Origin of the sequence: Halomarinibacterium sedimenti, from assembly GCF_019312585.1 — a bacterium.
Lineage (GTDB): Bacteria > Bacteroidota > Bacteroidia > Flavobacteriales > Flavobacteriaceae > Halomarinibacterium > Halomarinibacterium sedimenti.
Genome location: NZ_JAHWDP010000003.1, coordinates 387,436 through 406,213 on the forward strand (window position 1 = coordinate 387,436; position 18,778 = coordinate 406,213).

Here is an 18,778-nt window from a genome sequence, read left to right on the forward strand (position 1 = left end):
CTCGCTATGAATTTAGCCCGCTTCTATTTCTACTTCCGTAGAGCCTTTACCATTTTGGTGGTTTGGGTATGCCTTGCGGTTGCTATTTTTTTATACGATTATTTCACCCTACTTACCAACCACGCCCTACCTGTAGATTATGACTTTCAAGGGGCTTTTATAGCCTATTTGTTGGTCGCCCTTATTGCGGGATTTATAGGGGGTGTATTTACCGTCAACCTGATGGAATATTGGTTGCGGAAGTATAAATTTTGGGTGGCACTTAGTTTTATCATAATTGCCTATTCGGTTGTAGCGGTCTTTATTGGGGCCTTTGGAGGCTTGTATTTGGCGAGTTTGGAACACGCCATGCCTATGTGGGACGAAAAGGTTTTTAACGACCTTCCTTATTTCTTTACGGAAGCTATTTTTATAAAAAATTATCTTATCTGGTTAGCCATTGTGGTGATGACGCTTATTTTTCTGTTGGTGGGAGAAAAATTTGGTCCAGGGGTGTTTCCCGATTATTTAATTGGGCGCTATTTTCATCCCAAAAAGGAAAATAGGGTCTTTATGTTTACCGATATTAATGATGCCACCACCATTGCTGAAAGGCTTGGCGAAGAACGCTATTTTCATTTTCTGAAGGACTTTTTTAATTACATTTCCCCTGCCATTACCGAAACCAAAGGAGAAATCTATCAGTATGTAGGAGATGAAATTGTGGTGACGTGGAAAGTGAAGAGAATACCGTTTAACAAACGGCCTTTGCGATGTTATTACCGTATGTTACAACTTATTGAAAAGAAGGCCCCTTATTTTGAAGCAGCCTACGGCACGGTTCCCACATTTAAAACTGGCTTTCATTATGGACCTACTATGGTGGGTGAAGTGGGCTATGTAAAACGAGAAATTGTTTTTTCTGGCGATGTGGTCAATACCGCGGCACGTATTCAGGCAAAGTGTAACGAATTGGGGCTTCCTATTTTGGCTTCAGAAGACTTTTTGATAATTGTTCAGCCCCTACCTAAAAAGATTACCCATCACTTGCTGGGAGAACACACCCTTAAAGGAAAAATAAACGATGTAAAGCTGGTCACTTTTCGGAATGAAAATTGATTCCACTTTTTCAATAATCATTAAATCTTTCAATTATGAAAACCGATATGTATACCAAAATTGTATTAACCGTTATTGCGGTATGTTTAACTATTAATGTGGTAAAGGAGTTTGAGATTATTCCGAAGGCTCATGCTACCGATACGCCTACGGAAGGACTTACCACCAATGAATACCGCTTGGTTCCTATTAGTGATATAGAAACCATCGATGTGCGAATTGTTGACATTAATACTTATGACGAATTGAATGTGAATGTAAAAAGTATTGACACCTACGATGAGATGAAAGTCAATATTAAAAGCATCGACACCAGTGACGAGTTGGATGTAAATATCGATGAAATTGGTGGCAGTTGGGTAAGCTCTGGAAGCCCCATCCCTGTTACCATTAAACAATAAATATCTTTGTAAGGTGTAACAATTAATCTTGTTAAACTACTAACTCTACAGTTAACCAAAAGACCATTGACCGAAGAACTCGAACATAGTTTTGTTGCTCAGCTTGAAGAGAACCAAAACATTGTGCATAAAATCTGTCGTTTGTACACCAACGATAAAGATTCGCATAATGATTTGTTCCAGGAAATAACTATCCAATTATGGAAGGCTTTTCCTAAGTTTCGCGGAGAGGCTAAGTTTAGTACCTGGATGTATCGAGTGGCTTTAAATACAGCAATAACACTTTATAGAAAGAGCAAACGCAGCGTGAAAACGCAGGATTTTGAAGGCGTAAGTTTTAAAATTACTGCCGAAGAGTACGATCCTTTGGTTGAAGAACAATTAAAATTAATGTACAGTGCTGTAAAAACGTTGAGCGATATAGATAAAGCCCTTGTGTTCCTATATCTCGAAAATAAAAATTACAGAGAAATTGCAGAAACTTTGGGTATTTCTGAAGTGAATGCCCGAGTAAAAATGAATAGAATTAAAGAAAAGTTGAGAACCATTCTTAACCCCTAAAAGTATGGACGAATTAGATATTTTAAAAAGAGAATGGCAGACTAGAGAGCAGGAGTTCCCTAAGTTTACCTCTAAGGATATTTATCCTATGCTATTGAAGAAATCCTCTTCAATGGTAAAATGGATTTTTTACATAAGCATTGCTGAAATGGTCTTGTGGACCACCTTGTATTTCTTTGTTCCAGAATCGAGTAAAAAGTTCCAGGAAGGAATGGGACTCAATGAAATTTTCTTGGCCTTAAATATTATTAACTATGCTGTTGTCTTTGTGTTTATCTATTTGTTTTATAAAAACCATCGGAAAATTCAGGTGACCAATTCGGTTAAAAAATTAATGAAGAATATCCTGAATACACGTAAAACCGTACGTTACTTTGTGTATTACAATATTGGGATGGCAGCCATACTAATGTTTGCTACTAATTTGTATTATTATTTCAATAAAGAAAAACTACATCAACTTTTAGAAAGCGACGAGCTATTTGCCGCAGTACCCGCCGAAACATTTATTAGTCTCAATATTATAGGAGGTATTATTATTATTGGTTTTCTAATCCTCTTCTATTGGATTATTTATGGACTACTATTACGTAGACTCAAACGAAACTATAAGGAATTAAAAAAGATTGAAGTATAGATTCGGAAGATTAGAGAATTAGGTATCTGTTTTCTCTTTTTCCTTTTTGTATTTCCATTGACGGGTTTTGTTGAGTTCTTCTTCTTTCTGAAGTTCATCGGTTGGAATTACTTTTAAAAAGGACGGATGTTGCTCAATAGCGTACTCAAGTTTTTCTATGATGGCCTCCATAGAATCATTTTCGTAATCTATGTCTAAGGGTTCTTTAATTTCCATAGACTGAAGGATACCACGTTTCTTAATTCGAATGCCTTTTTTATCGAACGAGCGTCTAAATCCGTCGATAACAATTGGCACTACTATAGGTTTGTTCTGTTTAATGATAAAAGCAGTACCGCGTCTAATAGGTTTCCAAGGTGTAGTTGTCCCTTGTGGAAATGTAATCACCCAACCATCATCTAGCGCCTTTTCAATATTACTTACATCGCTCATCTTCACTTGCCTATTCACATCCTTCCCCTGTGCACGCCATGTTCTATCGATACTTACAGATCCCGCATAGGCAAGAATTTTAGGCAACAAACCCGATTGCATCGTTTCACGAGCTGCCACAAAATAGATGTTGAGTTTAGGGTTCCACAAATACCCAATATTTTTAATACTATCGTCCCTACCACTTAAGCTGGCATTAAATACGTGGAACATGGCCACTACATCGGCAAAATAGGTTTGGTGATTGGACACAAAAAGGACGTTGGTATCTGGGAGTTTTTTTAGAATTTCACTTCCTTCAATTTGTAATTGATTAAACCCTTTAAAGCGTCTGTGTGTAAGCGCACCCAAAATACGGATGAGCCATTTTTTAAGGAAAAGTATATGTCCAAAAGGATTTTTCTTGAAAAGCCCCATAAAGTTTTCAACCTAATTTTTGAAATGCAAAGATACTAAAAAAGCATGCTTAGACTATTTTTTGTAGTATTTCTCGTACTTCGTTCAGCATCATTGCGGTAGCACCCCAAACCACTTGCCCTTGCAATTTAAATGCGGGGACTTCAATATTTTTTGCATAGCTGGTAGAAAGTATCTGAGTAATTTTTACACGGTCATCCAAAAATTCTAACAAAGGCACTTCCACCAAGGCTTCCACTTCCTCAATTTGTGGTACAAAGTTGGGGGTTTGTTGTGTAATCCCCATAAAAGGATGCACAAAAAAGTTACTAGGGGGAATGTACACTTCGGTAAGTTGTTTTAAAACCTGAACATGATTTTGAGGCACCCCAACCTCTTCTTCCGTTTCGCGTAAAGCGGTATCTTCTAGGGAGGTATCTACATCTTCCACTTTTCCGCCTGGAAAACCAATTTGAGCAGAATGCACCCCTTTATAGGTTTTCCTGAGGATTAAGGCAAACCGTGTTTCATTTTCAATAGAGGGATAAAAAAGACAAAGGACTGCTGCTTTCTTTGCCGATTGCATTTGGAAAGCACGCTCCTTCATTTCTTTTAATCGTTCTAAAGGGGCCATCTTAAAATGAAAATCCTCCCCTGGAAGTTCCAAATTTTTTACCTTTACTATCTGTTTTTCGAATTCTGAAAATTGCATCAATGAAAGCTCTCTTAAGCGTATTACTCCTTTTTCTATTTTTTATAAGCTGTGAAGATAAACAAAAGACTTCCGAAGAAAAAGTCGAAGTCCTTAAAGAAACTGTAAAAGATACCGTTGCAAAAGAAGAAGTTGTAAAGGAAGAAAAACCACAAACAGCTCACTATCCAGAAATTACGAATGAAAATGTGGTTTCATTTTTAACCGAATATGGGAAAGAAAACCCCGAAACTAAGGTGAAAATAAGCACTCGCTTTGGTGATATCTTTATAGAATTATACAAAGATACCCCCTTACACCGCGCTAACTTTATCTATCTCGTAAAACAAAAGTATTTTGATAATACCTTCTTCCATCGGGTTGTACCAGATTTTATAATTCAGGCGGGAAATAGTGATACCAAAGCCACACCTATGAAACGTAAGAAATTAGGCTTTAGCTATTTGCTTCCTGCCGAATTGGAAAACGGAAGAAAACATACAAGAGGTACGGTATCGGGAGCAAAAGAATATCGAGAGAATCCAGACAAACAAACGGCACCTTATGAATTTTTTATTTTTCTAGGACCCGATAAATATACTTCACACCTCAACGGCAACTATACTATTTTTGGAAGAGTCACCCAAGGAATGGATGTTGTAGATACCATTTCTAAATTGCCTCAGGACGATGGTGAATGGCCTTTACAGAATGTGTTTATCACGGCTGAAATTGTAGAATAAAATTATTCCTTATAAATACTAGGTAGCGACCATTTAAAAACCACCGCAAAAAGGCGAATGGTAATCACTACCGAGCCTGAAAGAATCACTATTACATCTGATGACAATGGCGTTTTTAGTAATAAAAAGTAGCTTAATCCGCCCATAATACAAGCAGTAGCATAAATTTCCTTTCTGAAAATAATGGGGATCTCACTACATAAAATATCTCGAATCACCCCGCCAAAACATGCAGACATCGTTCCTAAAGCAATACAGATAAGCGGTGGGAAATCGGCTGCGATTCCCTTTTCAACCCCAACAATGGTATACAAGGCTATCCCAATGGTATCGAATAAGAATAAGGACTTTCGAATATAGTTAAGCTTCTTCTTAAATACTACCGCAACAATAGTAGCTCCAATTATTACGTACACAAACGTAAGATCACGCATCCATGCTACGGGGGCGTCTATTAAAACATCACGTAGGGTTCCTCCACCTAAAGCAGTTACAATAGCAATGATAAAAATCCCGAAAATATCGAGTTTCTTATTCATAGCTGTTAAGGCTCCAGACACAGCAAAGGCAATGGTTCCTAAAATGTCAATAATTAAAAATAAGCTCACATGTTCTGGGTATAGTAGTTATAGTCTTTTAAAATTATATCAATAAACTCGATGTCGTCTTTGTGTTTTCGATCTTTAATTTCGGCAACTTCCATAATCTTAGTACGAAGTTTTATAAGCGTTTTAAAATCTTTGGAAGCCTTGGCCGAGGTATAGGTTTCTTTAATAATACGAGCATCGTTATCGGACAATCTAATTACTGTGGGATAGGTTGGCTTGTATCCTTCCTTTAAATTTTCTAAAATGGTATGACTCATTAATACTTTATCTTTTAGGGAAATGACTGAAGTCCCAGCCGCCATATCTCCAATGCGCTGTGATTTTTTACTGAAGGCAATAAAAAACAACCCCATTCCAAAAATATAAATATCTACGATTCTGAAGAACCAACGAATGAGATAATCGGCCAGTGAAGCCTGATATCCATCAATTTTAACCACCCTAATTTTCATTGCTTTTTTTCCTAGGGTTTGTCCGTCTAAAAATAATTCTTGCAATAATGTGTAAAAAACGACTGGTAAACTTAATACGGTGCTAATACCTATTTGTGACCACTCGTCCATGTTTTCAAAAGCACCAAATCCCCAGCTTAAAATAATGAGGTATCCCCATTTAATACACGAGTCTATAAAGTATGCCACAAGTCGTTCTCCTGCCCCTGCTGCCGTGTAATTTATTTTTACATTTTGGGTTGTGTTAATTTGTAACTCTGGCATATTCTTTTTTAATTTGGTAAAGTTATGAGGGAAGTTGCTTTTATCAAACAAAATAAGGAAAAATGGCTGAAGTTTGAAAAAGCAATCTTCAACGATGACCTTAAAGACCCCGATGCATTGGCTTCGGAATACATTCAAATTATCAACGATTTATCGTACGCACAAACCTTCTATCCCAAAAGTAAGATTATAGGGTATTTAAATCAGTTAGCGGCGAAGGCTTTTCAGAAAATTTATAAAACTAAAAGAGAAGACACCAATAGGATCGTGGGTTTTTGGAAAACGGAAGTTCCCCTCCTCACCTACCAATACCGAAAATTTATCTACATTGCTTTTGCTGTTTTTTCACTATTTACAGCTATTGGCGTTATATCGGCAGCCAATGATGGAGAGTTTGTACGTTCTATTTTAGGCGACGCCTATGTAAATATGACACTAGAAAATATTGAAGCTGGCGATCCCGTTGCTGTGTATAAAAGTGGAAGCAATTGGGGTAGTTTTATTGGCATCACAGTAAATAATTTAAAAGTTGGGCTTATTGCCTTTATTTTAGGAGTTTTTGGCGGATTTGGAACCCTATGGGTCCTCTTTAAGAATTGTATTATGCTAGGGAGTTTTCAGTATTTCTTTTATGAAAAAGAGGTGTTTTGGGAAAGTGTTCGAGGGATTTGGATTCACGGAGCCATGGAGATTTTTGCTATTGTTATTGAAGCAGCTGCGGGTCTTATTTTAGGAGCTAGTATTCTGTTTCCAGGTACATATTCAAGGATGGAATCGTTTAAACGAGGGGTGAAAGTGGGTGTGAAAATTTTGATTAGTACCTTTCCGTTTACCTTTTCGGCTGGGTTTTTAGAAGGGTTTGTTACTCGGTATTCCAATGTTATGCCAAATTTTCTTTCGGTAGGAATCATTCTGTTAACACTATCCCTCATTGGGTACTACTATCTTATGTATCCGTTTGTGGTTCAGAAAAAAATGCAACAATCAATTTTAACTTCGGGGAGACTTAATGAGGTATAGTTCACAACTCTTTTTTACAGTAACTCGCATAGTAACGTTTGCCCTGTGTTGCTTTTGGCTTCAGGTTTCGGATGCTCAAAATGAGCCGAAACGGGTATTTGATGAAGATTTTAAAGAGCGTTACAACAATGAAAAGTTTAACTATGAAGGGAAAGAGGTTGTGCGTTACACGCGAAGGGGAAGTGGTGAATTTGAAGAGTTTGAAAATAAGAAAACCGAAATCGACGAGGAAAATAATGAGGAAGAATTTACTGGCGATGTTCCCAGATTCCAATTTCTTAATTGGATTTTTGTCATTGCTCTCATTCTGGCGGTAATCTACCTCGCTTACATTCTTATAAATGAAGGCGGGACGAGTCTTTTCAGTTCAAAAAAGAATACAGAAATTACAACTCACGAAGATTTTTCGGTTGAAAATATTGAACAAACCGATATTGAAGGTTTAATAGCCTCCGCAGAAAAAAGTGGCGATTATAGACTCGCCATTCGTTTCTATCATATTTTAGTTTTAAAACGCTTAAGCCTTAAGAATTTTATAAAACTTGAAGAAGACAAAACCAACGAAGAATACTTTTATGAAGTAAAACAGCAGGGTTTTAGCAACGATTTTAAGTTTACCTCCTATTTATACGATTATATCTGGTACGGTGAGTTTCCCATTAACTTAAAGCAATACCAAATCGCTAAGGAGAATTTTGTTCAACTTATTAAAAAGGTCGCCTCATGAAAAAGGTATATCTCATAGGAGGCCTCATTATTATTCTTGTCATTATTTTGGCTCGAAGTTGTGATTTTTCCTACTCCAAAACTATTGATTGGGAGGAGTCTTTTAACGAAAAAAGCAACAAGCCCTACGGATTGCGTGTTTTTTACAAAGAATTGGCTCTCATTTTTAAGGATAAGAAAATCCGAACGCTGTATCACCAGCCAGCGAGTTACTTTTATGCCAATTCTGAAGACGGTTACGGTGACCACATAGCAAAGGGCACTTATATAAAAATAGGAAACTCCAATGCCCTCACCTATGACTCTGTGGATGAGTTACTCTATTTTGCAGAACATGGAAATACTTTATTTATATCAGATTATTATTTTCCACAAATACTAGTAGATACACTAGGTATTGATATTGACTATGTCCCAAACGAAAAAGATAGTATTTCCAAATTAGTATTTGAATCTAAAAATCTTTCTGAAAAGAATACAAAAATTGACCGCAGCATTGGTGATTATTATTTTGGGGTGATGCCGCCTTCTTCACATCAAGTATTAGGCTATGCAGATGAAGAAAAAACAAAGCCCAACTTTATAAAAGTCCCTTTTGAAGATGGTACTATTTATTTACACCTACAGCCTAAAATATTTACCAATTACAATGTTTTAAAAGACGATAACTACAGCTATGTAGAGGAAGTTTTATCCTTTTTCCCAGATGAGGATATTTACTTCGATTCATTTTATAAATATCAAACAGCCTATAGTAATGAAGCCGAGGAATCTTCAGATTTGGGATGGTTCCTAGAACAACGTGCCTTTCGGTGGGCTTGGTATTTGGCATTAATACTGATATTTCTTTTCGTTATTTTTATTGCCAAGCGAAGACAACGCATAATTAAGGTGGTAAAACCTTTAGAAAATACTACCGTTGCTTTTGTAAAAACCATTTCAAACTTATACTTTGAAACCCAAGACCATAAAAACATTATTGAAAAAAAATCGACCTATTTCTTAGAAAGGATACGCACACAGTATAACTTAGACACTTCAAAGTTGGATGAGGAATTTATAGAACGATTGAGTTTAAAATCGGGAGTGAAAAAAGAAAAGGTAAAAACTCTCATAAATTACATTGATTGGTTACGCAACAAAAGACAATATTTTGAAAGTAACCTGATACAGCTTAATACATATATCGAAGAATTTTATTCAGAATAACTATGGAAGAACAAAAAGACGAAAAGTTTACACCTGAAGATGCTCAAGCTCCAAAACATATCGACCCCGTTGAGGAAGTGTTAGGCACCGAGGAGGAATCCCTTGACTTTAAAAGCAGGCTCGATTTGGGAGAGTTAAGTCAAAATGTACAAAAGATTCGATCCGAAGTAGGTAAAGTCATTGTGGGGCAAAAGGATATGATTGACATGCTCATCGCATCACTTCTGGCGGGCGGGCATTCCCTTATTGAGGGTGTGCCAGGAATTGCCAAAACCGTAACAGCTAAGTTACTTTCTAAAACACTGTCGGTTGGATTTAGTCGAATTCAGTTTACACCCGATTTAATGCCTAGTGATATTCTAGGGACATCGGTTTTTAATCTAAAAACTACCGAATTTGAATTCAAAAAAGGACCTATTTTCTCGAATATGATTCTTATTGATGAAATCAACCGTGCGCCAGCAAAGACGCAAGCAGCTTTGTTTGAGGTGATGGAAGAGCATCAAATTACAATGGATGGTATTCAATATGATTTAGCCCCTCCCTTTATGGTATTGGCTACACAAAACCCCGTGGAGCAAGAAGGAACCTATCGTTTGCCTGAAGCACAGCTGGATCGATTTTTATTCAAAATTACAGTGGATTACCCTAATCTGGATGATGAGATTGAAATCTTAAAGCGAGAACACGATTTAAAAGATACTTCCAAAACAGATACAGTAGCTTCCTTTTTAACTAGCGAACAAATTGCTAAGTATCAACATTTGGTTTCTCAAGTGTTTATTGAAGCACACTTGTTGCGTTATATCGCACAAATTATTGTAGCAACTCGAAATAACCAATATCTGTATTTAGGAGCATCGCCTAGAGCATCCATTGCCATTTTAAAAGCCAGTAAGGCATTTGCAGCGATGAATGGACGCGATTTTGTAACTCCGGAAGATATTAAACGTGCGGCAATACCAGTATTGCATCATAGAGTAATTGTGACGCCCGAACGCGAAATGGAAGGGCTTACGAGTGATGATATTATTAAGCAAATTATTGAAATGACCGAAATACCAAGATAAAAACAGGACTCATGCAAAAAATGTTTAAAAATCCTTTTGAGTTTACTGGAAGAATTCGAAGAACCGAATACGGATTAAGCTATCTCATCTATATCGCCGTTTATTTTCTTTCCTCCTTTATTGTTACAGAGTTAGGTGATTTTGGAATATTGATATTCTTTGTTATCTGGATACCCATGCTTTGGTTTTTAATTGCCCAGGGCGCTAAAAGGTGTCATGACAGAGGAAATAGTGGTTGGTTTCAACTTATTCCTTTTTACGGACTTATTATGCTTTTTGGTGAAAGTGATGAAGGGCCCAATAAATATGGACCCAATCCAAAAGGAATTGGAAACGACATAGAAATTAATGATATCGGAAAACCTGTTGACGAATAATGATTAAATTCTTTAGGCCTTTTTACATACAACCAACATTCTTCTACGCTTGCAGTGGGATTGTTGTATTGTTTGGGGTAAGTTATTTTGTCCCGTTTTTATTTGGAGTGGCACAACTACTATTATTAATTCTTCTAGTATGTTTGTTGTTAGATTTTCTTTTTGTTTTTCTCGGAAGTAAAAGAATTGTTGGAGAGCGAATTGTTCCTGAAAAATTTTCGAATGGAGATGAAAATACCGTTCAAATTGCCATTGAAAATAACTATTTCTTTAAAGTGTATTGCGAGGTAATAGACGAAACACCTTTTCAGTTTCAGCTTCGTGATTTCAAATTAAACACTAGTATCCCTCCCAATAAGAAAGTGACTTTAGAGTACACGTTAAAACCTCTGGAACGTGGTGAATATCACTTTGGCGACTTGAATATTTATGCCTCTTCAAAACTTGGGTTAGTTGCTAAACGATTTACATTCGATAGTGATACCATGGTAAAAACCTATCCAAGCTTTAAGCAGTTAAAACGATTCGAAATGCTTAATATCAATAAAAATTCGTTGGAATTTGGATTACGTAAAATGCGACGTATTGGGCATAGTATGGAATTTGAACAGATTAAAGAATACGTTTTGGGAGACGATTTACGAACCATTAATTGGAAAGCCACAGCAAAAACCAATAGCTTAATGGTGAATCTTTTTCAGGATGAGAAATCACAACCTGTGTATAACCTAATTGACAAAGGGAGATCTATGCAAATGCCTTTTGAAGGGTTGAGTTTGCTCGATTATGCAATTAATTCGGCATTGGTGATAAGCAGTGTGGTTTTGCGAAAACACGACAAAGCGGGCATGCTTTCGTTTTCCAAAAAGGTGGAAAACAAGGTAGTTGCAGAACGGAGAAGCTCTCAAATGCAGCTAATTCTAGAAGCACTTTACAATGTGAAAACAAATTTTTTTGAAAGTGATTTCAGTAAATTATATGGAAGCATCAAGCAAAACATCACACACCGTAGTTTGTTGTTTTTATACACCAATTTTGAAACCATGGACGGACTTAACCGCCAACTTCCTTATTTAAAAGCAATTTCAAAAAATCATTTATTGGTGGTTATTTTCTTCAGGAATACTGAAATCAAAAAAATAATAGAAACCGAAGCGGCTACCATTCAGCAAGTGTATGATAAAGTGATAGCCGAAAAGTTTGCCTTCGAAAAAAGATTAATTGTAAATGAACTAAAGAAATACGGGATCCATTCTATCCTAACTACACCAGAACAACTCACTGTAGATACCATAAATAAATACCTCGAAATTAAAGCCAGAGGTCTTTTATAACAATTGAGGCATTAAAATTTACAGTTGAGAAACTCTTTTTCTGTAAAGAATTTTGTTATTTTCACCTTTGAAGTGTAAAATAATTAGAAACACTTTTAAAACCATTCCATTATGAAAAATGTATTAATAGCCTTTACCCTTCTCTTTTCTTCCTTTTTAGTTACTGCACAAAAAAAATCGAATGATACTAAAGGAACTACAATTACAGTCACCATACCAGTACCTGGACACGGAGGAAGCCTAATTGCTGGATTGTATAATGAAGAAACATTTATGAAAGCCGCACCATTACAAGGGCAAGAAAGTGATGTAAATGAGGGATATGCATCTGTCACCTTTACCAACGTAGCACCTGGTACCTATGCCATTTCTTTATATCATGATAAAAACGGAAACAAAATCATGGATTTTGAGCCTAACGGAATGCCTAAAGAAATGTATGGTGTATCAAACAACCCTATGAGCTATGGCCCTCCACAATGGAACGAAGCGAAATTTGAAGTGGGTACCGAACCCATTGTCATGCAGATTAGATTATAATTTTTTTCAATTATATTTTTGAAAGTCAGTGTCACTATACTGACTTTTTTTATAGATAAAAACTGAATTATATTCCATTTGTATAAATTTTATCTATATAATTTGTAATTTTGAGAAAACAATCTTTGTATGACCATTACCCAATTAAAATATGTGTTGGCAGTGGCAGAGCATCAAAACTTTACCAAAGCGGCCGAGAAAACGTTTGTCACCCAGCCTACGCTTAGTATGCAAATTCAAAAGCTGGAAGAAGAACTGGATATTCTCATCTTCGATCGAAGCAAAAAACCTATCGAGCTTACTACCGTTGGGAAGAAAATTGTAAGTCAGGCAAAAAATATTGTAAACGAGTCTGAGCGTATGCAAGATGTGGTAGATCAAGAAAAGGGGTTTATTGGTGGTGATTTTCGATTAGGCATCATCCCTACGGTCATGCCTACGTTGTTACCAATGTTTCTTAAAAATTTTACTTCAAAATATCCAAAAGTTCATTTAAAAATAGAAGAACTCTCCACTGAGGAAATCATTCACAAAATGCTTGATGGGCATCTGGACGCAGCCATTGCCGCTACGCCACTTCAGCAAGAAAAAATTAAGGAGCGAGCCTTGTATTATGAGCCCTTTGTAGGATATATTCCTGAGAGTCATAGACTATCACAGAAAAAAATTATTGAAGTTTCCGATCTTGACATTGATGATATATTACTGCTAGAAGACGGTCATTGCTTTAGGGACGGTGTGATTAACTTGTGTAGGTCTTCAAAAATGTCTCATAATGAAACTTTTCAATTGGAAAGTGGAAGTTTTGAAACCCTTATAAAATTAACGCATGAGGGCTTAGGAATGACACTACTTCCCTATTTACATACACTTGATTTAAGTGAGAAACAACATAAACATTTGCGATACTTTAAAGAGCCGCCACCAGCAAGAGAAGTGAGCATTATTTATCCAAAAAGTGAATTAAAACTACAGATAATTGATGCGATGTATCAAATAATTTCTGGAGTGGTGAGAGGAGCAATCAAGTTTCAGGATGTAAAAATAATAAGCCCTGTCTAAATCAATATTTATATAAAAACTAAAAAAGCCCCCATTTCTGAAGGCTTTTTTTATTCATTTAAAATGATTAGACATTGATTTAATTGAGGATTCTGCACTATAAGGGAATTAACCCAAATTTTAAGTTCTTCAATTTCGTGGGGAAGAAGCCTTTGTAGTGCTTTTTTCAACTCTTTGCAAAATAGATTAGCGTCAAAACTTACTTTTTTAAGCACAGCTTTTGTGTAATCGAACATTGCTCTAGCCATAGGTAATTAGAGTTAGGTTACGTAGTGTTTGTCAATAAGCAAAGATTTATAAGATTTGTGATATAAATATAACGAAAAAACAAATATAAATTTCACGACTAGCAAAAATTAGTAATTAAAGTTTTCCTAAAAAAATGTTAAGCACGCAGTTTTACAGTCCATTCGAACTGAAACTGAGATACTACATCTCCCTCTTTATTTTTTCCTTCACTCATCATCCAACACGTTTGTCCCTCACCCGTTGCTATAGTTTTATCAATAGCCTCTTTAATGGCCAGGCCATCGTTACACGTAAATGTAATTCTCCCGGTTGCTTTTTTAGAAAATGTAGCCTTGTTATTAGCCACTAACATAGAAATGGGTTTATTGGATTCCTTTATATAGCCCATCACCAAAGCACCAGTGCTTAACTCGGCCGCCATCCCCTGAACTGCCCAAAACATAGACTTAAAAGGATTTTGATTGATCCAACGATGCTTCACGGTGGTGGTACAAGTATTTTCTGAAATCGATTTTACTCGAACTCCAGTGAAGTAACAAGAAGGTAATTTAAATAAGGTAAAGAGGTTGATTTTTCTAGGGGTGAGTTGCATATTCAACTATTTTCCTGCGAAGATATTCATTTCTTTTAATATATTAATTTGTTAATTTTATGTTAAATATTAGTACTATGCGTAACATAATACCATCCATAAGACATATATTTGCATAAGAAAATAATAAGTAATGGAAACTAACCCTACAGAAAATCACAAAAATATTGCAGCAGCGATACACCTATCGACCTTTGCAAAGTTCTTTTTTCCATTTGGAAATTTTATACTTCCACTAATATTATGGAGTACCAATAAAGAAAAGGAATTTGTAAACGAACACGGGAGACAAGCCATTAACTTTCAGTTAAGTATTTTACTCTATAGTATTGTAATTGGTCTTATTTGTCTGCCCTTTTTTGTAGCATTTGCATCAGACTTTGTTTCCTTAGTGGACGTTATTGATCATCACGCACACGAGGTTACCTTTAGTGAGATTAAAAATCTTTCGGGATATTTAATTCTCTTTTTTGTAGCTGTTATATTTCTCTTAGGCCTTTTTGTTTTCGAATTGTACGCCGTTATTACAGCTACTGTTCATGCCAACAGAGGACTCTTATATCAATATCCTTTAAGCATATCATTCATCAAAAAAGCAGATTCTATTTCAGAAACAACTTCGGAAATGGAAAATGAAACCAATCTTGAAAATAAAACAGGAGACGTTTTATGAAAAACAACATCAAAATTCATCAAAAACTGAAAAGTTTAACCCTCGCTTTGCGAGTTAATCAATCAAAAAATGAGCACGTTAGTTAGTATTTTATCAGCGTTGGTACTAAACATACTACACGCCGGAGAGCTTCCGCAAGTGGCAGAAGATTCCTCCCAATTTGAGCAAAAAGTTTGCGATGCAAACTTGCAACAACTCAACCCTCATTACCTTATTACGAGAGACGAATTGTTGTCTCAATTAAATGAAAAGAAAGTATGAAAATCGAAAACACAAAAGCACAAATGCGAAAAGGGGTCTTGGAGTTTTGTATCCTTTCCATCCTAAAAGATGGCGAGGCGTATACAAGTGACATCCTTGAGTCTCTCAAAGAAGGCAAATTGCTGGTGGTTGAGGGAACTGTATATCCCCTTTTAACCCGCTTAAAAAATGCAGGGTTATTAAGCTATCGCTGGGAAGAATCTACCAGCGGACCACCACGTAAGTATTACGGACTTACGGAGACAGGAAAATTATTTTTAAAAGAATTAAACACCACCTGGAGCGAATTGCAAGAGGCGGTTAATAGAGTAACCAGCGAAAAAACTACGAAATGAACAAGACAGTAAACATAAATTTAGCAGGTACTTTTTTCCACATCGATGAAGATGCCTACGGAAAATTACAACGCTATTTGGTCGCCATTAAAAAATCGTTGAGCGATCCGCAAGGCAGTGACGAGATCATAAAAGATATCGAAGCGCGAATAGCCGAACTATTTTCAGAAAAACTGAAAACAAGCACTCAAGTGGTTACCCTTAAAGAGCTAGACGAAGTCATTGCTGTAATGGGACAACCCGAAGACTATGCGGTGGACGAGGATATTTTTGAAGATGCTCCTCCAAGAGCTTCTAAAAAATCTAGGTCGTCGCACAAACAACTGTTTAGAGATATCGACAACAAATTTATCTCTGGTGTGTCTTCTGGATTAAGCCATTATTTAGGAATAGATGCCGTCTGGGTACGCCTTATTTGGATTTTATTAACCCTTTTCTCTAGTGGAACCTTCATATTTGTTTATATCCTTTTCTGGATATTAGTGCCTGCTGCGGAAAGTACTTCAGATAAGCTGAAAATGACTGGCGAACCCATTAATATCTCGAATATTGAAAAAAAGTTTAAAGAAGGATATGAAACTGTCGCCGATAAAGTAAAAAACGCCGACTATGACAAATACGGGCAAAAAGTGAAAAATAGCAGTGCTACTTTTTTCGACACGCTTGGTAGTATCTTTCTAACACTCTTTAAAATATTTGTCAAGTTTATAGGGATCATTGTTATTATTGTTTCACTTAGTACTCTGGTTGGACTTCTAATAGGATTATTTACTGCAGGAAGTTTTGGAATGTGGGGTCATGGAGAATTTACAGACTGGTATCAATTAGTAGACACAACACAATCTCCACTATGGCTTATATCGTTACTTACTTTCTTTGCCGTTGGAATTCCTTTCTTTGTCCTTTTCATTTTAGGGTTAAAGATGCTCATCAATAACCTGAAATCGATTGGGCTACCAGCAAAAATTACATTGTTTGTACTTTGGTTGGCTTCCATTATTGGATTGGGGATATTAGGGATTCGTCAAGCTACCGAAACAGCTTATACGGGAGAATTCATCATTGAAGAAACCTTACCTGTTCGCAGCGGTGACACGTTAAATATTGCCATGTATTCTAACGAAAAGTACGAATATGATGCAAGACGAAGAGGCGGATTAAAAATTGAGTATAACGAAAATGACGAAAAGATTATTTACTCGACCGATATTCGTCTTATTGTTCGCTCTACAAATGATTCTGTGGGAAGAATTGTGATTGAAAAGCAAGCCGAAGGCCCAGATTATCTTGTTGCCAAAAGGAAGGCCGAAGCTATTCATTACAACTACAATCTTTCAGGAAACACACTTACGCTTGATGCCTTTTTAACTACGGATTTCGAAAATAAATACCGTGACCAAGAAGTTGAAGTTGTGGTGTATTTACCCGTTGGAACTATAATTTATGCAGATGACAACACCTATTCCTTTCATAGAAATGATTACAACTATAGAGACATTCTTAACAATGGAGATGAAGAAAAATATCTCATTATCGAAGACGGAAAAACTCGTTGCTTAGATTGTCCTATAGAAGAAAAGGAATCTTGGGAAAAAGATGTTGAAAAGAAACATAACGGGAATAAAGAATCTTGGGAAAAAGAGGTTGAAAACGACTTTAATCCAGTAAAGAAAAAGGATAGTATTAGTAATACAATTGTACTAGATACCATTGAATAAATTATCAATCAAAAAAATAAAACCATGAAAACAATCAAAATTTTAGTTGTAGCCTTTATAGGAGTGGTAGCCACAAGTTGTCATTTTGATATCAACTTAGGTGAAATAAATGGTAACGGAAACGTAACCACCGAAACCAGAGAGGTAGGAGATTTTATCGGTGTAAGAGGAAGTGCAGGAATGGATGTCTTTTTAACACAAGGCTCCGAAAACAAAGTAGTAATTGAAGCCGATGAGAATTTAATGGATAACATTGAGGCCTATGTTGAAAATGGTGTTCTTAAAATCACCACCAAAAAAAGTATAGGAAGATCTAAGTCTCAAAAGGCACATGTTACCTATGTTGCTTTAGAGAGCATAGAAGCTTCAAGCGGTGCAGATGTTATAGGTAATTCGGTTATTAAAAGTGAAACACTTTCATTGGAAAGTAGCAGTGGCGCCGATTTAGAAGTTGAAATTCTTTCCAAAGAAGTATATGCTAGTTCTAGTAGTGGTTCCGATTTAAAAATATCTGGAAAAGCAACCCGACTTATCGCAAATGCCTCAAGCGGAAGTGATATAAAAGCACGCGAACTAGAAGTAATTAGCTGTAAAGCTAGTGCTAGTAGTGGAGCAGATATTGCGGTGAATGTAAAAGAGCAAATGGAAGGGAAAGCCTCCAGCGGTGGAGACATAAAGTATTATGGAAATCCATCAGATGTTTCGGTAAAAGACGGAACTTCAGGAAATGTACGTAAAATGTAATTTTAATAAACCCTAACCAACCCAAGCCCGAAGTGAAGTCCATAGCGCTTCGGGCTTACTTTTATTAGCAATATGAAAACCAGTATACTTTATATTTTCAGTGTAGTATTCAGTGTTGCTTATGCACAAGTTGACACAAATTCTGAACTCTTTCAAACCTTAAAAGCAAAAGACAGTTTGTTGTTTGATAGAGCGTTCAATTATTGTGAAGGACAATATTTAGAAGTACTCATTTCAGAAGATTTCGAATTTTACCACGATCAAAGTGGGATCATTGAAAGCAAGCAGGATTTTTTAAATATTATGAAAGAAGGCATTTGTAATCCAATTAACGAAACCAAGTCTCGCAGAGAATTAGTAGCTGGGACTTTGGAGGTATTTCCCCTTTACAATAATGGAAAATTATATGCTGCGCTACAAAAAGGGACACATCGTTTTTTTGAAAAAAGTAATGGAGGTCCAGAAAAGGCAGGAAGCACCGCTTTATTTAGTCATTTATGGAAATTGGAAAATGACCAATGGAAATTATTACGAGTGTTAAGTTATAACCATCACTAACAAAAAAAGCCCGAAGTTATCTTCGGG

At 36.2% G+C, this 18,778-nt stretch carries 25 protein-coding genes; 19 read left to right on the forward strand and 6 right to left on the reverse strand.

The window, feature by feature from the left end; genetic code table 11:
- Positions 1–6 precede the first annotated feature (6 nt).
- The 4 genes from KXJ69_RS09020 to KXJ69_RS09035 all read left to right on the forward strand — a co-directional run bounded on the left by KXJ69_RS09020 (position 7) and on the right by KXJ69_RS09035 (position 2,697).
- Positions 7–1,098, forward strand: coding sequence for an adenylate/guanylate cyclase domain-containing protein (locus KXJ69_RS09020; protein WP_219052760.1), 1,092 nt, complete (start codon positions 7–9; stop codon positions 1,096–1,098).
- A 35-nt stretch (positions 1,099–1,133) separates the two neighbouring features.
- The gene (locus KXJ69_RS09025) at positions 1,134–1,499 is read left to right on the forward strand and encodes a family 49 glycosyl hydrolase (RefSeq protein WP_219052761.1); all 366 of its coding nucleotides are present in this window, start codon (positions 1,134–1,136) and stop codon (positions 1,497–1,499) included.
- A 66-nt stretch (positions 1,500–1,565) separates the two neighbouring features.
- The gene (locus KXJ69_RS09030) at positions 1,566–2,060 is read left to right on the forward strand and encodes an RNA polymerase sigma factor (RefSeq protein ID WP_219052762.1); all 495 of its coding nucleotides are present in this window, start codon (positions 1,566–1,568) and stop codon (positions 2,058–2,060) included.
- Positions 2,061–2,064: 4 nt separating this feature from the next.
- Positions 2,065–2,697 carry a DUF8845 family protein gene (locus tag KXJ69_RS09035; protein WP_219052763.1) on the forward strand — a complete coding sequence of 211 codons (633 nt, stop codon included), beginning with the start codon at positions 2,065–2,067 and terminating at the stop codon, positions 2,695–2,697.
- A gap of 18 nt (positions 2,698–2,715) precedes the next feature.
- On the opposite strand, the gene KXJ69_RS09040 is transcribed toward KXJ69_RS09035, so the two are convergent.
- Positions 2,716–3,546 (reverse strand): lysophospholipid acyltransferase family protein, encoded by an 831-nt coding sequence (locus KXJ69_RS09040; protein ID WP_219052764.1) that lies wholly within the window; start codon positions 3,544–3,546, stop codon positions 2,716–2,718.
- A gap of 49 nt (positions 3,547–3,595) precedes the next feature.
- A complete protein-coding gene (locus KXJ69_RS09045) occupies positions 3,596–4,237 on the reverse strand; it encodes an NUDIX hydrolase (RefSeq protein WP_219052765.1) in 642 nt (213 codons plus the stop codon).
- A 2-nt stretch (positions 4,238–4,239) separates the two neighbouring features.
- On the opposite strand from KXJ69_RS09045, the gene KXJ69_RS09050 reads away from it, so the two are divergent.
- Positions 4,240–4,959 carry a peptidylprolyl isomerase gene (locus KXJ69_RS09050; protein ID WP_219052766.1) on the forward strand — a complete coding sequence of 240 codons (720 nt, stop codon included), beginning with the start codon at positions 4,240–4,242 and terminating at the stop codon, positions 4,957–4,959.
- A 2-nt stretch (positions 4,960–4,961) separates the two neighbouring features.
- On the opposite strand, the gene KXJ69_RS09055 is transcribed toward KXJ69_RS09050, so the two are convergent.
- Together KXJ69_RS09055 and KXJ69_RS09060 are read right to left on the reverse strand one after the other, a co-directional pair.
- A complete protein-coding gene (locus KXJ69_RS09055; RefSeq protein ID WP_219052767.1) occupies positions 4,962–5,567 on the reverse strand; it encodes a trimeric intracellular cation channel family protein in 606 nt (201 codons plus the stop codon).
- Entirely contained in the window at positions 5,564–6,283 is a 720-nt protein-coding gene (locus KXJ69_RS09060; protein WP_219052768.1) for an RDD family protein, read from the reverse strand. Before KXJ69_RS09060 ends, KXJ69_RS09055 begins: the two co-directional genes overlap by 4 nt.
- 24 nt (positions 6,284–6,307) lie before the next feature.
- On the opposite strand from KXJ69_RS09060, the gene KXJ69_RS09065 reads away from it, so the two are divergent.
- From KXJ69_RS09065 to KXJ69_RS09100, 8 genes are all read left to right on the forward strand, one after another.
- Positions 6,308–7,303 carry a stage II sporulation protein M gene (locus KXJ69_RS09065; RefSeq protein ID WP_219052769.1) on the forward strand — a complete coding sequence of 332 codons (996 nt, stop codon included), beginning with the start codon at positions 6,308–6,310 and terminating at the stop codon, positions 7,301–7,303.
- Positions 7,293–8,030, forward strand: coding sequence for a hypothetical protein (locus tag KXJ69_RS09070; protein ID WP_219052770.1), 738 nt, complete (start codon positions 7,293–7,295; stop codon positions 8,028–8,030). Before KXJ69_RS09065 ends, KXJ69_RS09070 begins: the two co-directional genes overlap by 11 nt.
- Entirely contained in the window at positions 8,027–9,238 is a 1,212-nt protein-coding gene (locus KXJ69_RS09075; RefSeq protein ID WP_219052771.1) for a DUF4350 domain-containing protein, read from the forward strand. The genes KXJ69_RS09070 and KXJ69_RS09075 overlap by 4 nt, the downstream gene beginning before the upstream one ends.
- A gap of 2 nt (positions 9,239–9,240) precedes the next feature.
- Positions 9,241–10,308 (forward strand): AAA family ATPase, encoded by a 1,068-nt coding sequence (locus KXJ69_RS09080; protein WP_219052772.1) that lies wholly within the window; start codon positions 9,241–9,243, stop codon positions 10,306–10,308.
- Positions 10,309–10,319: 11 nt separating this feature from the next.
- Positions 10,320–10,685 (forward strand): DUF805 domain-containing protein, encoded by a 366-nt coding sequence (locus KXJ69_RS09085; protein ID WP_255571298.1) that lies wholly within the window; start codon positions 10,320–10,322, stop codon positions 10,683–10,685.
- A complete protein-coding gene (locus tag KXJ69_RS09090; protein ID WP_219052773.1) occupies positions 10,685–12,019 on the forward strand; it encodes a DUF58 domain-containing protein in 1,335 nt (444 codons plus the stop codon). Before KXJ69_RS09085 ends, KXJ69_RS09090 begins: the two co-directional genes overlap by 1 nt.
- A 111-nt stretch (positions 12,020–12,130) precedes the next feature.
- On the forward strand, positions 12,131–12,559 hold the full coding sequence (locus tag KXJ69_RS09095) for a DUF2141 domain-containing protein (protein WP_219052774.1): 429 nt from the start codon (positions 12,131–12,133) through the stop codon (positions 12,557–12,559).
- Positions 12,560–12,688: 129 nt separating this feature from the next.
- Positions 12,689–13,621: a LysR family transcriptional regulator gene (locus tag KXJ69_RS09100; protein WP_219052775.1), complete on the forward strand. Its 933-nt coding sequence runs from the start codon at positions 12,689–12,691 to the stop codon at positions 13,619–13,621.
- Positions 13,622–13,671: 50 nt separating this feature from the next.
- Here the strand turns inward: KXJ69_RS09100 and KXJ69_RS13725 are convergent, their stop codons facing one another.
- On the reverse strand, positions 13,672–13,869 hold the full coding sequence (locus KXJ69_RS13725; RefSeq protein ID WP_255571299.1) for a hypothetical protein: 198 nt from the start codon (positions 13,867–13,869) through the stop codon (positions 13,672–13,674).
- A 137-nt stretch (positions 13,870–14,006) separates the two neighbouring features.
- Positions 14,007–14,462, reverse strand: coding sequence for a DUF4442 domain-containing protein (locus tag KXJ69_RS09105; RefSeq protein WP_219052776.1), 456 nt, complete (start codon positions 14,460–14,462; stop codon positions 14,007–14,009).
- Positions 14,463–14,595: 133 nt separating this feature from the next.
- Between KXJ69_RS09105 and KXJ69_RS09110 the strand changes: the two genes are divergently transcribed.
- The 6 genes from KXJ69_RS09110 to KXJ69_RS09135 all read left to right on the forward strand — a co-directional run bounded on the left by KXJ69_RS09110 (position 14,596) and on the right by KXJ69_RS09135 (position 18,751).
- Complete coding sequence (locus tag KXJ69_RS09110; protein WP_219052777.1) at positions 14,596–15,135, forward strand: DUF4870 domain-containing protein; 540 nt, start codon at positions 14,596–14,598, stop codon at positions 15,133–15,135.
- Between the two features lie 69 nt (positions 15,136–15,204).
- Complete coding sequence (locus KXJ69_RS09115) at positions 15,205–15,396, forward strand: hypothetical protein (RefSeq protein WP_219052778.1); 192 nt, start codon at positions 15,205–15,207, stop codon at positions 15,394–15,396.
- Entirely contained in the window at positions 15,393–15,731 is a 339-nt protein-coding gene (locus KXJ69_RS09120; RefSeq protein WP_219052779.1) for a PadR family transcriptional regulator, read from the forward strand. The genes KXJ69_RS09115 and KXJ69_RS09120 overlap by 4 nt, the downstream gene beginning before the upstream one ends.
- Positions 15,728–17,449, forward strand: a complete 1,722-nt coding sequence (locus KXJ69_RS09125) for a PspC domain-containing protein (RefSeq protein WP_219052781.1) — start codon at positions 15,728–15,730, stop codon at positions 17,447–17,449. Before KXJ69_RS09120 ends, KXJ69_RS09125 begins: the two co-directional genes overlap by 4 nt.
- A gap of 24 nt (positions 17,450–17,473) precedes the next feature.
- Positions 17,474–18,193, forward strand: a complete 720-nt coding sequence (locus tag KXJ69_RS09130; protein ID WP_219052782.1) for a head GIN domain-containing protein — start codon at positions 17,474–17,476, stop codon at positions 18,191–18,193.
- 72 nt (positions 18,194–18,265) lie between these two features.
- Positions 18,266–18,751 (forward strand): nuclear transport factor 2 family protein, encoded by a 486-nt coding sequence (locus tag KXJ69_RS09135; protein WP_219052783.1) that lies wholly within the window; start codon positions 18,266–18,268, stop codon positions 18,749–18,751.
- Positions 18,752–18,778: the final 27 nt, after the last annotated feature.

Bases quoted from the DNA above. Each gene is read 5' to 3' on its own strand.
- KXJ69_RS09020 (WP_219052760.1), top strand. From the start codon at position 7: ATGAATTTAGCCCGCTTCTATTTCTACTTCCGTAGAGCCTTTACCATT.
- KXJ69_RS09025 (WP_219052761.1), top strand. From the start codon at position 1,134: ATGAAAACCGATATGTATACCAAAATTGTATTAACCGTTATTGCGGTA.
- KXJ69_RS09035 (WP_219052763.1), top strand. From the start codon at position 2,065: ATGGACGAATTAGATATTTTAAAAAGAGAATGGCAGACTAGAGAGCAG.
- KXJ69_RS09040 (WP_219052764.1), bottom strand. From the start codon at position 3,546: ATGGGGCTTTTCAAGAAAAATCCTTTTGGACATATACTTTTCCTTAAA.
- KXJ69_RS09045 (WP_219052765.1), bottom strand. From the start codon at position 4,237: ATGCAATTTTCAGAATTCGAAAAACAGATAGTAAAGGTAAAAAATTTG.
- KXJ69_RS09050 (WP_219052766.1), top strand. From the start codon at position 4,240: ATGAAAGCTCTCTTAAGCGTATTACTCCTTTTTCTATTTTTTATAAGC.
- KXJ69_RS09060 (WP_219052768.1), bottom strand. From the start codon at position 6,283: ATGCCAGAGTTACAAATTAACACAACCCAAAATGTAAAAATAAATTAC.
- KXJ69_RS09065 (WP_219052769.1), top strand. From the start codon at position 6,308: ATGAGGGAAGTTGCTTTTATCAAACAAAATAAGGAAAAATGGCTGAAG.
- KXJ69_RS09070 (WP_219052770.1), top strand. From the start codon at position 7,293: ATGAGGTATAGTTCACAACTCTTTTTTACAGTAACTCGCATAGTAACG.
- KXJ69_RS09075 (WP_219052771.1), top strand. From the start codon at position 8,027: ATGAAAAAGGTATATCTCATAGGAGGCCTCATTATTATTCTTGTCATT.
- KXJ69_RS09080 (WP_219052772.1), top strand. From the start codon at position 9,241: ATGGAAGAACAAAAAGACGAAAAGTTTACACCTGAAGATGCTCAAGCT.
- KXJ69_RS09085 (WP_255571298.1), top strand. From the start codon at position 10,320: ATGCAAAAAATGTTTAAAAATCCTTTTGAGTTTACTGGAAGAATTCGA.
- KXJ69_RS09090 (WP_219052773.1), top strand. From the start codon at position 10,685: ATGATTAAATTCTTTAGGCCTTTTTACATACAACCAACATTCTTCTAC.
- KXJ69_RS09095 (WP_219052774.1), top strand. From the start codon at position 12,131: ATGAAAAATGTATTAATAGCCTTTACCCTTCTCTTTTCTTCCTTTTTA.
- KXJ69_RS09100 (WP_219052775.1), top strand. From the start codon at position 12,689: ATGACCATTACCCAATTAAAATATGTGTTGGCAGTGGCAGAGCATCAA.
- KXJ69_RS13725 (WP_255571299.1), bottom strand. From the start codon at position 13,869: ATGGCTAGAGCAATGTTCGATTACACAAAAGCTGTGCTTAAAAAAGTA.
- KXJ69_RS09105 (WP_219052776.1), bottom strand. From the start codon at position 14,462: ATGCAACTCACCCCTAGAAAAATCAACCTCTTTACCTTATTTAAATTA.
- KXJ69_RS09110 (WP_219052777.1), top strand. From the start codon at position 14,596: ATGGAAACTAACCCTACAGAAAATCACAAAAATATTGCAGCAGCGATA.
- KXJ69_RS09115 (WP_219052778.1), top strand. From the start codon at position 15,205: ATGAGCACGTTAGTTAGTATTTTATCAGCGTTGGTACTAAACATACTA.
- KXJ69_RS09120 (WP_219052779.1), top strand. From the start codon at position 15,393: ATGAAAATCGAAAACACAAAAGCACAAATGCGAAAAGGGGTCTTGGAG.
- KXJ69_RS09125 (WP_219052781.1), top strand. From the start codon at position 15,728: ATGAACAAGACAGTAAACATAAATTTAGCAGGTACTTTTTTCCACATC.
- KXJ69_RS09130 (WP_219052782.1), top strand. From the start codon at position 17,474: ATGAAAACAATCAAAATTTTAGTTGTAGCCTTTATAGGAGTGGTAGCC.
- KXJ69_RS09135 (WP_219052783.1), top strand. From the start codon at position 18,266: ATGAAAACCAGTATACTTTATATTTTCAGTGTAGTATTCAGTGTTGCT.